Here is a 15,380-nt window from a genome sequence, read left to right as displayed (position 1 = left end):
TGTCTTGAAACGATCACAAGACACAAATGAACCGTCTGCATAACGTTCCCGCGAATTCACGGGCAGTGCCGTGCCCTTTGCAGGAATACATTGATGAAGCTGATGCTTGCACTGACGACTTGCCTGAGCGGCGTTTTCGTCTTCTCCGGTGTACAGTCTGCCTTTGCAGATGATCTGAGCCCGTCACAATCTGCCCGCAAGGCCGCTCCGTCGGGTGTGCAGGTTAAGAAAGCATCAGCAAAAAAGACGGTTGCACAGCCTGTAGAAGCAACAACGTCGGAATCTGTTGTCGTCCTCGGAGCTGGTGCCGCTCGCGAAACACAGACCGTGTCGCGCCGTGCCATTCAGGAGATGACGCCGGGAACCAGCCCGTTCAAGACACTCTCCAAACTGCCGGGCGTCATGTTCACGTCGTCTGATCCCTTGGGATCTTACGAATGGTCCCAGCAGATTGTTATCCGAGGCTTTGACCAGAGCCGTCTTGGCTTCACAATGGACGGTATTCCGCTCGGCAATCTTGCTTATGGTAATGATAACGGCCTTTCGATCGGTCGGGCCCTTGAAACTGAAAATAACGGGCCATCAACCCTGACACAGGGCGCTGGTGCTCTTGGTGTGGCAGCATCCAACGATCTGGGTGGTGCTCTTCAGTTCACGTCTGTTGATCCCACAAAGAAATTTGGCGTCGATGTTGCGGGAACGATTGGCTCTGCTTCGACCTGGCGCACATTTGCCCGCATTAATAGCGGAGAACTGAAGGGCGGCGGCCGCTTCTACGTGTCCTATAACCATCAGGATGCCAACAAGTGGAAGGGTGATGGCGTTCAGGTGCAGGACCAGGCGAATGCCAAGTACATTCAGCCGCTTGGCGAGCATGTAAAACTTACGGTTTATGGAGACTGGTCCAAGCGTAAGGAAAACGATTACCAGGATCTCTCCCTCGCTCAGATCAGCAAGTATGGGTATAATCTCGACAATATTACGGGGAATTATGCTCTCGCCAAGCAAATTGCTACGGCTTACCAGACAGGCACAGCTTTCCCCTCGAGCGTTCAGGATCAGGACACTGTCTACTACAACGCAGCAGGCCTGCGTGAAGATGCGATGGGATATGGCCGTCTGGATTTTGACATTACGAGCCGCCTTAAAGGCTTCGTGACGGGATATGGCCACACCAATACGGGTGAGGGCGCATGGGTCACGCCTTATCTCGCCACCCCCGCGGCTCTTGGTGGCTCACCGCTTACGACCCGTACTACGGAATATGACATTCATCGTGCAGGCTTTATCGGTGGTCTGAGCTACAAGATTGCTAACCACACGATTGACTGGGGCTTCTGGTTTGAAAATAACAATTTTGAGCAGGCGCGGCGTTTCTACCCGCTTCAGGACAGCGGATCTCCATCATCCATCCACTGGTATCAGGGCAATTCCTTCTACACCCAGTGGCAGAGCACATTTAATACCAAGACTTATCAGGTCCATCTGGGCGATACTTGGCAGATCATGCCCGCGCTGAAGCTGACTTACGGGTTCAAGTCCCTGATCGTGGACAACTCTGCTCGCGCCCTGAGTGGCAACCTGATGGGTACGCCAACCGGCACGACCTATCCGTCGGGCTCGCTGAGTGCCTCGAATGGCTTTCTGCCACAGATTGGTGCGAACTACTGCATTAACCAGCATAACGAAATCTTTGCTGATTTTGCTCGCAACATGGCAGCTTTCGATAGCGCGCAGACATCAGGTCCGTTCTCTACAACGACGGCTGGCTTCGAAGTGCTTCAAAAGAAGCTGAAGCCGGAAATGTCCAATACTGAAGAGTTGGGATATCGCTTCCATAACCATACATTCCAGGCTTCTGTCACCGGCTACTATGTCGAGTTCCAAAACCGGCTTCTGGCAGTGACGCAGGGTGTTGGTATTCAGGGCAATGCGTCGGTTCTGAGCAATGTTGGTGGTGTAACAGCGCGCGGCGTGGACGTTGCCGCGAACTGGAAATTTGCCCGGAACTGGTCGCTCTTTGCATCCTACGCGTTCAACAACTCCCTGTATGATAACAACGTTTACGCAGACGGCGTGGTCTCTGCGCGCATCAAGGGCAAGCACACAGTCGGGATGCCGTCCAATCTCGCCAATGTGGAACTCGGATATGATGATGGCGCGATCTGGGGCAATGTTCTGATGCAGTTTCAGGATAAGCGCTACTATACCTACACCAACGATGCTTCTGTGCCGGCAAATGCGATCTTTAACTTGAACGTTGGCTATCGTTTCCAGAGCCAGAACTGGTTCCTGCGTGGCATGGATGCTCAGATCAACGTCACCAATCTGTTCAACAAGCGTTATGTGGCAACAGTCGGAAGCAATGGCTTCGTCAATTCCGACCCGTCGGGGACCTTCCAGACACTACAGGCTGGTGCTCCGCGTATGGTCTTCTTTACAATTCGCAAGCATTTCGACTGATCGGACGACATCATGACCGGACCGCTTTCCAGCCGACGCAGATTTCTTGAACTGGGAGCAGCTTTTGCTGCTGCAGGGTCACTGCCAGGTAATCTGCGACAGGCCCTTGCGGTTCCGGCCAACCGGAAAACCGGCACAATTCAGGACGTCGAGCATGTGGTGATCCTGATGCAGGAAAACCGCTCTTTCGATCACTATTTCGGCTGCTTGCAGGGTGTTCGAGGGTATGGAGACCCGCGTGCACCGCATCAACCGGATGGAACGTCAGTTTTCGCACAGAAAGCTGCGGATGAGGCTACGGTTATGCCCTTCCGCATGAACACAGTTCACACCTCGAGTGCCTGCATTGCCAGTCTGGATCATAGCTGGAAAGGCAGTCAGAAAACCTGGAATGAGTGGGACTGCTGGGTCCCTCACAAAACCGCTATGACGATGGGGCATTTCACCCGCCGTGACATCCCTTACTACTATGCTCTGGCGGACGCATTTACGATCTGCGATGCCTATCACTGTTCGATTTTCGGTCCGACCAACCCCAACCGCCTGTTTTTGTTCTCAGGTACGAATGGTCTGAGTGTCGGGCATGACGGCAGGCAGGCCATTGAAAATGTCGATGACGGTAACACGTCGGCTGATATGCGGCATGACAATCCGAAGTTTCAGGCCTTCCAATGGACGACTTATGCAGAAGAACTGCAGAAGGCGGGCGTCTCGTGGAAAGTATATCAAGAGTACGATAATTTCGGTGACAATGCCCTCGCTGGATTTAGCGCATTTCGTGGGCTGTCAGAGACCTCATGGCAGTATCAGCGAGGTCGGGCGATTGTTGAAGGCTCAACAGCCGGGAATGCTGCGACATCTGAAGGACAATTCCTTGTAGAGGCGTTTGAGAAAGATATTGCTTCTGGGATGCTTCCTCAGGTGTCCTGGATTGTGCCTTCCGCCGCTCTTTCCGAACATCCCAATGCTCCGCCCGGATATGGTGAACACCTGATTTCAAGACTGATGGACGTGTTCGTTCGACATCCGGACGTCTGGTCCAAAACCGTTTTTATCTTGAATTATGATGAAAATGACGGGTTCTTTGATCATGTTCCAGCGCCTGTTCCGGCTTTGCATCCGGATGAAGGCAGCAGCACCGTTTCAGTGAGCGGAGAGACCTATCACGGCGTTGCTGTGGGCCTAGGTCCGCGGGTTCCGGCAATTTTGATCTCGCCATGGAGTAAAGGAGGACGTGTCAATTCGGAGCTGTTTGATCACACATCCGTCCTGATGTTCCTTGAAGCCAGGTTTGGGGTGCGTGCTCCGAACATTACGCCTTGGCGCCGGTCTGTGTGTGGCGATCTGACATCGGCTTTCGATTTTTCCGAGACTGACACATCGTGGCAAGCGAGCCTGCCCAATACAGACGACTATATGCCTCAGACGCGAAAGTCCTGCATGCTTCCGCTTCCGTTGGTCCCACAATATCAAACATTACCTCGACAGGAGGAAGGGCAGCGAACAACTTGTGTACTGCCATATAAGTTATCAGCTGATGTTCAGGTCACGGGGCAATGGCAAAATCTGATAATCGCCAACAGTGGGACGCGTGGGGCAGTGTTCCGGCTTTCCGGCCAGGGACCATCACGCCAATACACTGTTGGGGCAGGGCACACGCAAAATATCCCTTTACAGATTGAGCATGATTTCACCCTGCATGGTCCAGCCGGGTTTTATCGGGCGGGCAAAGGGTTTTCCGGATTGCAGGTCCAGCTTTTGGAAGAGCACGATGGAGTGAGGCTTGCGCTCAAAAACGTTCAGTCAGCGACTGTAGAATTAACCGTTGAAGATGCTTACGGCCCTGCAGGAGAATGGACGACCATACTGCCTGCCGGACAGGAGGCGTCACGCTTTTATCCGTTGGTCGGAAGTGACTTCTGGTATGATCTGACCGTGACCAGCCGAAGCGGGAAAACGGAAGGACACGTCCATTTTGCCGGTCGGATCGAAACGGGGCGGCCGGGGAAGACAGACCCTCTTATGGCTCGGCGTTCCTGAGGAACAGTTGGGCCTCTCATAGAGGCCCAACTGTAGAATTGATACTTACCAGACAGTAAAGCCGGCATCGACGTTAACGATGGCACCGGTCATGAGGCTGGCGGCGTCTGAAGCCAGGAACTGAACGACGGATGCCACTTCATCCGGCTGGCCAACTCGGCCCATTGGGGTTCCGGCGATCCAGGCGTCATAGAGTTCCGGCTTTTCCATGCCGAAACGGGTCAGGGTTGTCTCGATGTAGGTCGGGGCGACAGCGTTGGCGCGGATGCCGTGAGGGGCCCATTCTGCGGCCAGCGAACGAATATACTGGTGTACGCCCGCTTTTGACGCGTTGTAGGCCGCCTGCTGCTGGGGGCGATTGACGATTTGTCCGGACATGGAGCCAATCGCAACGATGGCGCCCTTTTTCTGCTCGATCATGATCCGGCCAACAGCCTGACAGCACCGGAACATGCCGTTCAGGTTGATGTCTACCTGTTTGAGCCACTGCCCATCCGTCATATCCTCGGCTTTGACCTCTGAAATACAGATACCGGCACAGGCAACCAGGATATCCAGATGCCCCTCTTTCTCGTGAAGGGTTTTGATTGCGGACTGAACGCTCTCCGTGCTGGTGACATCAATCCGGATGCTATCCACATTCAGGTCCTTCTTGCGCAGGTCTTCTGCGGATTGTGCAGCAAGTGTTTCATCCAGATCTGCGATGATGACGCGTGCGCCTGCTTCTGCCAGAGCCGTGACGCAGGCGAGGCCAATATTCTGTGCACCGCCCGTAACCACTGCGACGCGACTGTCAAGGCGAAGTTTTTCCATGTACATAATGTATATTCCTGGGAAGAAAAATCAGGCGGCAAGGGGATGACGGCGGCAGGCCTCGAACGCCAGGCCATCAGGGGCAAAAAGATGGCAATGCTGCGGAGGAAGCTTCAGGCTGACCGGCGTGTCGACTTCAAGGGTTGTGAAACCGTCTGTCTGAACAACGATGATCTGCCCGTCGGCACACCGGACATGAACCAGCGTGATGGCACCGAGGCGCTCGATAACTTCCACAACCCCGCTATCATCACTCGCGGGAGCCAGCTCAACGTGTTCTGGGCGAATACCGACCGTAATCTTGGTTCCGGGCAGAATATCCGGTGGCGAGACCGGGACATGAAGAAGAGTACCGTCCCGGAGCTGAACACTCGATCCGTCGTGCCCGCCGTTCTGGAAGATTGCGGAGAAGAAATTCATGGGAGGGGAACCGATGAACTTGGCGACAAACAGGTTGCGCGGGTGGTGATAAAGCTCCAGCGGTGAGCCAATCTGTTCCACAACGCCTTTCTGAAGGACCACGATCTTGTCCGCCATTGTCATGGCTTCCACTTGGTCATGAGTCACATAGATGGTGGTCGCGTTCAGCTTGCGATGAAGGGCTGAAAGCTCCACTCGCATCTGGCCTCGCAAGGCTGCATCCAGGTTTGAGAGAGGCTCGTCAAACAGGAAAACCTTCGGGTTACGTACGATGGCGCGGCCGATAGCAACGCGCTGCCGCTGACCGCCTGAGAGCTGACCCGGCTTATGATGCAGGTAGGGTTCAAGCTGAAGCGTGGCGGCAACATGCTTGATCTTCTCGCTCCGTTCTTTCTCCGACACTCCAGCAAGTTTGAGGCCAAATTCCATGTTCTTGTAGACGTCCATGTGCGGGTAGAGCGCGTAGGACTGGAACACCATGGCTAGGCCGCGTTTTCCCGGTTCCACGTCGTTGACGCGCTGACCGTCAATCAGAAGGTCTCCGGAAGTAATGTCTTCAAGGCCTGCAATCATACGAAGCAGCGTGGATTTTCCGCAGCCGGACGGCCCGACAAAAACCACGAATTCACGGTCCTCGATCGACAGCGAAATGCCTTTGATAATTTCTTCCGTAAGATAGGTTTTACGGAGGTTCTTGAGTTCAAGCGTTGCCATGAATCAGGTCCCGTTCCTGAGCGTTTGGGGGACGGAGAAAGCGAGGGTAGCCATCATTTGACGGCTCCAAAGGTGAGGCCACGTACGAGCTGTTTCTGGCTGATCCAGCCCAGAACAAGGATCGGAGCGACTGCAAGTGTGGATGCGGCGGATAGCTTGCCGAAAAACAGTCCTTCTGGTGAGGAGAAGGAAGCAATGAATGCTGTGAGCGGAGCGGCATTGGAAGAGGTAAGATTGAGAGACCAGAAAGCCTCATTCCAACACAGGATCAGCGACAACAGAGCTGTGGAGGCGATCCCCGGGAGGGCAAGGGGAAGCAGGACCATTGTCATTTCCTGCCAGCGTGTTGCCCCGTCCATGCGACCAGCCTCAAGAATTGGGGCAGGAACTTCCCGGAAAAATGTGAACAGCATCCAGACGATGATGGGCAGGTTCGTCAGCATATTGACGATGGCCAGTCCTGTGCAGGTATCCAGAAGGTGGGTGCTTCGGGCCAGAAGATAGATGGGTACGAGCACCCCTACAGGAGGCAGCATGCGTGTCGACAACATCCACAGCAACGTCCCGCGTGTGCGCTTTGAGGGCATGAAGGCCATCGAGTATGCCGCCGGAATGGCAAGCAGGAGCGCGCCCACAGTAGCACCAACCGAGATGATGACGGTGTTGAAGGTGAAGTGCCAGTAACTCGCGCGCTCGAACACTTCCGCGTAGCTGCTGAGGGTCGGCGCGAAGATCAGTTTGGGCGGTGTTGAGACCGCCTGAACTTCGCTCTTGAAGCCCGTCAAAATCATCCAGAAAATGGGAAAGAAGAGCCATAGCGCAATACCCCAGCCTAGACAGGTGACGGCGATTTTTGTGCTGCGTTTTGTCTTGATCGCCATCTCACACCTCCAGGTTGCGTGCGACGGAGCGCACGAGGAACATCGCAGCGACATTCGCGATAATGATGGCCAGCACACCACCGGCAGAGGCACCGCCGACATCAAACTGAAGCAATGCGCGGGAGTAGATGAGATACGCCAGGTTGGTGGAGGCCACTCCAGGGCCACCTGCCGTCGTGACGGAGATCTCCGCAAAGATTGTCAGCAGATAAATCGTCTCGATCATCACGACGACGCTGATAGCGCGGCTGAGGTGAGGGAGAATGATATGACGGAACTGAGCGATCGGACCGGCACCATCCATCCGTGCGGCCTCTTTCTGCTCGCTATCCAGTGACTGGACGGCTGTGAGGAGAATGAGGACGGCAAATGGCAACCATTCCCAACTGACGATCATCATGACTGTCAGGAGTGGAAACCGGGCAAGCCAATCAATTGGCGTCAAACCGACAGCCCGCATCATGGCGGAATAAACGCCATAGATCGGGTGCAGCATCAGGTTCTTCCACAGCAGGGCAGACACTGTCGGCATGACGAAGAACGGAGAAATGACCAGAACACGTGCAATGCCGCGCCCGAAGAACTCCTGATCGTAAAGGATGGCCAGAAGCGTGCCACCACCTACGCTGATGATCAGGACGCCAACGACCAGAATAACTGTATGCAACAGGGAGTACAGAAAATCCGGATCAGTCAGAAGGTACCAGTAGTTGCTGAAGCCAGCGAAGCCGTGAAGCGTCGGGTCAATCAGATTGTAGTTGATCAGCGAGTACCACAGCGTCATTGCCAATGGGACGAGAGACCAGACGAGAAGGATCAGAACGGCAGGCGAAAGGAGCAGAAGCCCCGTTCGCTTGCCCTTGCGTTCTGGTGCCCCTTTTGGGGGGCTGTGTTCTAGAACTGCCTGCATGGCACTCTGCCTTACTTGGCGCGGCCGGACTGGCGCAGCGAACGGGTGACAGAAGATTGTGCTGCAGTCAGTGCCTGATCCACGGTCATCTGGCCGGAAAGGGTCGCGGCGACCGTCTGTCCGACCTGAGTACCAACCGCCTGGAATTCAGGAATTCCGACAAACTGCGCTCCGGTATAGGGGCGTGGTTCTGCTGTTTGTCCACTCGGATCGGCAGTCTTGATCGCGTTCAGAACGAACGACGCAAACGGGGCTGCTTTCTGGTACTCGGGTGCAGCATATGTTGAGGCACGGGTTCCAGCGGGAACGGCAACCCATCCCTTTCGGTCCGCAACCAGCTTCACGTATTCCTTGGAGGTTGCCCATGTGATGAAGGTCTGGGCATCCGTGCCCTGATGGGAACTGACGGGAACGGCAAGGCTCCAGCTCCACAGCCATGTTGGTCCCTTGCCGTAGGGGCCTTTGGGGGCCGACGCGAAGCCGACCTTGTCGGCTACCTGAGACTGCTTCGGATCGAACAGGAGGCCGCCGGCAACGGTGGAATCAATCCAGATGCCGCAATGTCCGCTCGCGAAGAGTGCCAGATTTTCATTGAAGCCGTTGGATGTAACGCCCGGTGGGCCGTCTTCCTTCAGCGCCGAGACATACCATGTCAGAGCTTTTTTCCATGCGTCTGACGTCAGCATTGGCTTCCAGGACATGTCGAACCACTGGGCACCGTATGTGTTCGCCAGTGATGAGACATAGGCCATGTTCTCACCCCAGCCAGGCTTGCCACGAAGACAGATGCCATAGACCTGTCCTGACTTGTCTGTGATCTTGTCGGCGAACTGCCGGATCTGATCGTAGGTGGGGGCGTCTGGCATCGTCAGACCGGCTTTCTGGAACAGATCCTTGCGGTAGTAGGTCATGACGCTCTCGGCATAGAAGGGGAGAGCGTAAAGCTTGCCATCTGATGTCAAAGCCTCCCGAACCGATGGCAGCACATCGTTGATGTCGTATGCAGCGTCCGGCTTGATTTCTGTGAGCCATCCCTGTTTCGCCCAGATGGGAACTTCGTAATTCCCGATCGTCACAACGTCGAACTGACCGGTTTTCATGGCAATGTCGGTTGTGACGCGCTGGCGCAGAACGTTCTCTTCAAGAGTCACCCAGTTGAGATGAATATCGGGATGCGCTTTTTCAAATTCCTGCGACAGCTGACGCATGACGATCATGTCCCCGTTGTTCACGGTTGCAATTGTCAGGGTGCCTGCGGCTTGCGCAGTAGAAAGAACTGAACCGCTCAAGAGAACTGCAAGGGTGCAGGCTGTTTTCAGACGGGACATGGAACTCAGACCTTTGAAAAAAGAGCTGTGAACGGGGTTACGGACGACAGCTTGGGTTTTCGGGAGGCAGATCAGTGAGCGGACGTTTTTTCCAAAGCGTCCTGCATTTGCTGACGCCATGCGAGCTGGCTGGCGAGCATATCGTGGCAGATTGACCGCTTGGCTGTGTGATAGGTATGGGTCTTTGCATCTGGCAGAATTTCGCTGCCGGCGTGGCTCATCTGAGCCATAGCTGCGCGCAAAGTGGCATATTGCCCGCTGGCGACAGCTCCCAGAATTGCTGCCCCGAGAAGGACGGAATCAGGCTCCTTGGGTAGGAGGATACGACAGCCAGTGGCATTTGCATGTTCACGCAGGAAGATGGGGTTCTTGGTGCTTCCTCCCGTGGCGAGAATGGTGTCGATCCGGTAGCCTTGGGCATTGAGGGCATCGATGATGTCCTTTGTGCCGTACGCCAAGCCTTGAAGGGTAGCCAGATAAAGCCTGGCGAGATCATCAGGCGTCGCTGACAGGGCGAGTCCGCTGATAACGCCCTTCAGATCCGGGTCAGCGTGGGGAGAACGATTTCCATGAAAATCTGGCAACAGGTGAAGATTGGCTGTACTGGTTCCTGGCAGTTTATCGGCTTCCAGCTCTTCAATTCGGGCATTGAGGAGGGCGTAGATATTACTGCCTGATTGCTCAGCCTGCTGCTTGAGCTCGGGCCCCGCGGCATGATGAGAAATGACGAAGTCAATCAGCGCACCGGTTGCTGACTGACCTGCTTCATTCAGCCACATATCAGGGACCATGGCGCTCCAATAGGGGCCCCACACGCCTGGTACGAAACGGGCCTCCTGAGACACCGCCATATGGCAGCTGGATGTGCCACAGATTAAAGATATTGAGCGCTCAAGAACATCGTCAGAGAGTTCGCCGTGAGCTTCAATTCCCAGAATGCCAAGGCCGCCAGCATGCGCGTCAATGGCTGAAACACCCACGGGAATGCCAGCCTCAAGACCCAGTTCAGTGGCGGCCTCTGGGCTCAAGCCATTTCCAACGATCCCACCGAGCGGACGAATGTCATTGCCAATACGGGCATAGTTGTCATCCGTTAGTTCTTCCAGGCCGATAGCCTTGAAATAAGTATCATCCCATCTGTCTTCATGAGCCAGATAGGTCCATTTGCAGGCTGTGGAACAGGCTGAACGTGACAGGGAACCGGTTGCCCTCCAGGTCAGGAAATCGGGGAGGTCAAAGAAATGGCCAGCCCGGGCAAAAATCTCGGGCAGATTACGCTTCAACCAAAGAAGCTTGGGTGTTTCCATTTCTGGCGAGATTTTTCCGCCAACATAACGCAGGACTTCATATCCTCCGTTGTTAATTTCAGCAGTTTCTCTCAATGCCCGGTGATCGGCCCAGAGAATAATGTTCTGCTCTGCCGCGCCTTGCGGATCCACCGATAGCGGTTTGCCCTCTGTATCGAGCACGACGAGAGAACAAGTTGCATCAAAGCCGATCCCAATGATGCGGAAAGGCTCAGTCAGGGTGGCGAGTGCGGTGCGTGTGGCTGTGCAGATGGCTGTCCAGATGTTTTCTGAGGACTGCTGAGCAAAATCTGGTGCTGGTGACCACGTTTTGGTTGGCTGAACGGCAGAGGCCATTTTCTGCCCTGTCAGGGTGAAAATGCCAGCGCGCGCACTGCCAGTCCCAACATCAATTCCGAGAACCAGATCCATACAGCACACCTAAAGCTGACAAACGCGCAGAGAACAGGCCGTTGGGCTGGGTCATCCTGAAAGACTCACCATCAGATCAGAGACCGAACATTCTGGAATGTTACGTTCGACGGAACTGACATGTGCTTCTTGTTGCAGGAATAACGTTCACACAACAACACATAACGTTATTAATGTTACATGTATCATTTATGGTGTCCAGAGTGTGGGGCATCATTTTCGACGAATAGGGGTTCGCCTCGCAAAAAGATGATGTTTTGAGGCTCGGGATTATGTCTCAAAGCAGGAATAGCCCTCGGAAAAATCCCGAGCTTACGGATGGCAAAGTCAAGCCATGGCTGGAACGGGAGCGCGTTCTGCAAGCAGGCCGGTTGACTTGAGTTTAGCCCAGAAGTCTTCAGGGATGGGATGCGTAAACCACTTCAGATTCTGCTGGAGTTGGCTCACATTTCGTGTCCCTGCGCAAAAAGAAGAAATTGTGGGATGTGCCACCACAAATTGCAGCGCAGCGGCCGGGAGAGGCACATTATAGTCTGCGCAGACAGCTTCAATTTTCTTGACGCGTTCGAGGATACTCGCGGGAGCAGGGGAGTAATTATACTTCGCGCCAGGAACTGCCCCTGTCGCCAAAATGCCTGAATTGAAGCCGCCCCCCACAATAAGCGTAGCGCCTCGTTGTTCGCAGAGAGGCAGGAATTCGTTTAGGGCGTCCTGTTCCAGCAACGTGTATCGGCCTGCCAGAAGAAAACAGTCAAAATCTCGTTGCTGAAGCGCGGTATGGCAGACTTCCCATTCGTTGACGCCGACGCCAATGGCTTTGACGACGCCTTCTGATCGAAGCTTTTCCAGCGCACGCCAGCTTCCGTCCATCGCCTGCCGAAAAACTTCAGGTTGGTTGGGGCCATGCGTAAAGCGGTCGATATCATGAATGAAAGCGACGTCGATGTGCTCAAGAGCGAGCCTTTGAAGAGAGTCCTCAAAGGCTCGCATCGTTCCATCGTAGCTGTAGTCAAAGGTCATTTTGTTAGGGGCCGCATTGACCCACGGGGCAAAGTCAATCTCAGCCCTGCGGGCAGAATGTAGCGTTCGGCCGACTTTTGTTGTGATGACGAAGTCATCTCTGTTTTTCCAGCGGAGGGAATGCCCCAGCCGAAGCTCTGCCAGTCCATGACCATACATGGGGGACGTGTCATACAGGCGAATGCCAGCGTTCCAGGCCTGCTGGATCATGTCATCTGCCTCCTGCTCGCCGACTTCCTGTAGAAAATTTCCAAGTGGGGCCGTTCCGAAAGCGAAGGCTGTAACGCTAAAGTCTTTCCGCCCGAACTTACGACGTTCTGAAGGATTCATGATCGGTCCTCCTGATGGGATGATCGCGTTGCACAGAGTTTGTGAGAGGAAAGGCCGCTGGTTAAAGGATCATCAGGGGGCTTCCGCGTATCTGCGGCTTACGTTGCAGGGAGGCACTTGTTTGCGTGAGCACAAAAATTTTATTGTCAGTGGTTGTGATCCCCCGGCCCAGTTTTAGCTCAGCTGAAACTCAGAACGGACGATTGCTGTTTCCCTCTCTTCCTGCCATTCAGAGCGCATGACGAATAACAGGCACTTTGAGATCTTTCTTGCTGCTCCTCCGGGACTGGAAGAGACCCTTTGCTCCGAAGTCCGGATGAAGGGCTTTCGCCAGCCAAAAGTCGTACCTGGTGGTGTGACACTGCGGGGTGGGTGGCCTGAAGTCTGGCGTGCCAACCTCTGGATCCGGGGTGCAAGTCGGGTTCTGGCGCGCGTGGCGCAGTTCAAGGCAGAATACCTGTCCCAGCTTGAAAAACGCGCCCGAGAAGTGAAGTGGACAGAGTTTCTTCGCCCTGACGTGCCGTTCAAAGTGGAAGTGTCGTGTTCGTCCTCGCGGATCTATCATAGCGGCGCGGCGGCTGAGCGGATCTCCAAGATTGTCACGGAACTGCTAGGCGCTCCTGCGGAAGATAATGCAGATGTCGTCCTGCGCGTTCGGATTGACCAAAATTTCTGCACCATCAGTGTCGATACATCTGGCGATCTCCTCCACAGGCGAGGGCACAAGGAAGCCGTTAATCGTGCTCCTATGAGAGAAACCATGGCTTCGCTGTTTCTACGAAAGTGCGGGTATAATGGTCAGGAAACTGTGCTGGACCCTATGTGTGGTTCCGGGACTTTCGTGATTGAAGCAGCAGAGATCGCTTCTCGCCTCAATCCGGGACGATCACGGCATTTCGCCTTTGAGCAGTTGGCCACGTATGACGAAGACGCTTGGCAGACAATGCGCTCCGTTAAAAGTGAACGTACGCCTGAGTTCCACTTTTACGGAAGTGATCGAGACGCGGGCGCTATTACTATGAGCGAAGCCAACGCGTTGCGAGCGGGTGTCACGGCATGTACGGAGTTTCGTCAGGCCACGATCAGCGAAATCATGCCGCCAGAAGGGGGCTCTCCCGGACTGGTTATTCTGAATCCGCCCTACGGCACACGCATCGGCGACAAGACGAAGTTATCTGCACTCTATCGTGCCCTGGGAAACAGGCTTTTGGAGCAGTTTAAGGGCTGGCGTGTGGGTATTCTGACGACGGAAGTCTCTTTGGCCCACTCTACAGGTCTTCCATTCCTGCCGACAGGCGCGCCCATTCCCCATGGCGGGTTGAAAGTGTTTCTTTTCCAGACTGACGCGCTCTCCTGATAGCGTTTCTCAGGTGGATCAAACCGGATAGGTACTCGTGTAATCCTGAAGAAAATACTCCACTCTCTCAATGAAGAGCGCGGTAAATGGATTGGAAATTTTAGATCTCGCCACGATCGAGAGGGTTTGGGGCTGAGTACCTTGCTCGTTGAGGGACAGGAACTTGAGCTTGCCCTCTGCTCTTTCCTGAATGATGTCCAATGGTGTCAGGAAGGTGATATTTCCGGGGGATAGAGCCATCTGACGCATGAGTTCAATGGAGTTGGTCTCGATGGCTGGCGTCAGGCTCAAGTCGCGGGCGGCATAGAGATCTTCAAGGTGGGGGCGGATGGCCATGCTGTCGTCTGCTACCGTCAGGGGCCATGCGTTGCATTCTTCAAGAGTAATGGATTCCTGATGGGCGAGGGGATGATGCACGCTCATCACGACGCCAAGAGGAACGGTACGCGCAGTCTGAACAACGAGGCTGTTGTCCATTGGAATATCGAACCCAATACCGATATCGGCCTGTCCATTTTTGACTGTCTCGACCAGATCATGTGTGCCGTAGGTGCTGACATGAATACGAACATTCTGATGCGTATTATGAAAGTCAGCCAGAGCGAGTGGTAGAAAGGTCGAAATCGGACCCACCATTGTGGCGATCGAGAATTCGCCGCGTTTGAGACCTTTCAGATCCTCAAGAACTTGCCGCGTGAGGTTCATGTTTTTGAGCGTGTCACGGACGTGAGCGAGCAGGATCTCTCCTGCGGCCGTAAGGACCAGCTTGCGTGGAAGGCGCTGAAAGATTGGGGTGCCCAGGTTATCTTCCAGTGTCAGAATCTGTCGGTTGATAGCCGTTGAGGCCACATTCAGATGCTCGCCTGCCTTTCGGATGGAACCGCAGCGGGCAACAGTATCCAGATAGATGAGAAGGCGACTGTGAAGCATCGTAGTTTTCGCACCGAAAAGATGCAGACTAAGAACGTTCCGAAGATCTTTCAAGAAAAGAGAGTAAACTGCCTACAAGATCCGTTGGTAAGCGCGGTTTTCGTAATTAGGCTGGGGTATGTTGCCTCAAAAGCACACTGGAGTATCCACTGTCCTTGGGCGGAAAATAATAGCCTGAGCGGTGGAGATGTAGCCACTGGAAAGGTACATATTTTCCAGCCCAAAACTCTTATAAGTTACTGAAATAAAACATATATTTTTGATATCAAAGAACTGGGCATGATCTATCGATGGAATGTTGCAAAACATGTGAAGGCGTGTGAAAAAGACACATCAGGTGTTCGGGATCTGCCTTGTGTCCTATTTTTGATGTCGGTGTGAGGCAATTATTCGCCTTCTGAGGTAGCACTCGATTATGTTACGTTTTCGTTATGGGAAAGGGTCTCTTCTGACGGA

11 protein-coding genes are annotated in these 15,380 nt (G+C 54.2%); 3 read left to right on the top strand and 8 right to left on the bottom strand.

What is annotated here, in order from left to right; genetic code table 11:
• Nucleotides 1-93 precede the first annotated feature (93 nt).
• Together KP707_RS09820 and KP707_RS09815 are read left to right on the top strand one after the other, a co-directional pair.
• The gene (locus KP707_RS09820; RefSeq protein ID WP_211503029.1) at nucleotides 94-2,463 is read left to right on the top strand and encodes a TonB-dependent receptor; all 2,370 of its coding nucleotides are present in this window, start codon (nucleotides 94-96) and stop codon (nucleotides 2,461-2,463) included.
• Between the two features lie 12 nt (nucleotides 2,464-2,475).
• Complete coding sequence (locus tag KP707_RS09815; protein WP_211503030.1) at nucleotides 2,476-4,503, top strand: phosphocholine-specific phospholipase C; 2,028 nt, start codon at nucleotides 2,476-2,478, stop codon at nucleotides 4,501-4,503.
• A gap of 45 nt (nucleotides 4,504-4,548) precedes the next feature.
• On the opposite strand, the gene KP707_RS09810 is transcribed toward KP707_RS09815, so the two are convergent.
• From KP707_RS09810 to KP707_RS09780, 7 genes are all read right to left on the bottom strand, one after another.
• Nucleotides 4,549-5,322, bottom strand: coding sequence for an SDR family NAD(P)-dependent oxidoreductase (locus tag KP707_RS09810; RefSeq protein ID WP_211503031.1), 774 nt, complete (start codon nucleotides 5,320-5,322; stop codon nucleotides 4,549-4,551).
• Nucleotides 5,323-5,346: 24 nt separating this feature from the next.
• Nucleotides 5,347-6,450 (bottom strand): ABC transporter ATP-binding protein, encoded by a 1,104-nt coding sequence (locus KP707_RS09805; RefSeq protein ID WP_086633852.1) that lies wholly within the window; start codon nucleotides 6,448-6,450, stop codon nucleotides 5,347-5,349.
• A 53-nt stretch (nucleotides 6,451-6,503) separates the two neighbouring features.
• The gene (locus tag KP707_RS09800; RefSeq protein WP_086633853.1) at nucleotides 6,504-7,331 is read right to left on the bottom strand and encodes a carbohydrate ABC transporter permease; all 828 of its coding nucleotides are present in this window, start codon (nucleotides 7,329-7,331) and stop codon (nucleotides 6,504-6,506) included.
• Nucleotide 7,332: 1 nt separating this feature from the next.
• Entirely contained in the window at nucleotides 7,333-8,241 is a 909-nt protein-coding gene (locus KP707_RS09795) for a carbohydrate ABC transporter permease (protein ID WP_211503032.1), read from the bottom strand.
• Between the two features lie 11 nt (nucleotides 8,242-8,252).
• Nucleotides 8,253-9,569 (bottom strand): sugar ABC transporter substrate-binding protein, encoded by a 1,317-nt coding sequence (locus KP707_RS09790; protein ID WP_099213045.1) that lies wholly within the window; start codon nucleotides 9,567-9,569, stop codon nucleotides 8,253-8,255.
• A gap of 71 nt (nucleotides 9,570-9,640) precedes the next feature.
• Complete coding sequence (locus tag KP707_RS09785) at nucleotides 9,641-11,287, bottom strand: FGGY-family carbohydrate kinase (RefSeq protein ID WP_211503033.1); 1,647 nt, start codon at nucleotides 11,285-11,287, stop codon at nucleotides 9,641-9,643.
• A gap of 327 nt (nucleotides 11,288-11,614) precedes the next feature.
• Nucleotides 11,615-12,637 carry an aldo/keto reductase gene (locus KP707_RS09780; RefSeq protein ID WP_211503034.1) on the bottom strand — a complete coding sequence of 341 codons (1,023 nt, stop codon included), beginning with the start codon at nucleotides 12,635-12,637 and terminating at the stop codon, nucleotides 11,615-11,617.
• Between the two features lie 238 nt (nucleotides 12,638-12,875).
• Between KP707_RS09780 and KP707_RS09775 the strand changes: the two genes are divergently transcribed.
• Nucleotides 12,876-13,994, top strand: coding sequence for a class I SAM-dependent RNA methyltransferase (locus tag KP707_RS09775; RefSeq protein ID WP_211503035.1), 1,119 nt, complete (start codon nucleotides 12,876-12,878; stop codon nucleotides 13,992-13,994).
• Nucleotides 13,995-14,012: 18 nt separating this feature from the next.
• On the opposite strand, the gene KP707_RS09770 is transcribed toward KP707_RS09775, so the two are convergent.
• Nucleotides 14,013-14,924, bottom strand: a complete 912-nt coding sequence (locus KP707_RS09770) for a LysR family transcriptional regulator (RefSeq protein WP_233126160.1) — start codon at nucleotides 14,922-14,924, stop codon at nucleotides 14,013-14,015.
• Between the last annotated feature and the right edge of the window lie 456 nt (nucleotides 14,925-15,380).

Source organism: Gluconobacter sp. P5E10 (assembly GCF_018812145.1).
GTDB classification, from domain to species: domain Bacteria; phylum Pseudomonadota; class Alphaproteobacteria; order Acetobacterales; family Acetobacteraceae; genus Gluconobacter; species Gluconobacter cerinus.
The sequence above is the reverse complement of the archived record's forward strand: the minus strand, read 5'-3'. Positions and strand labels throughout refer to the sequence as shown.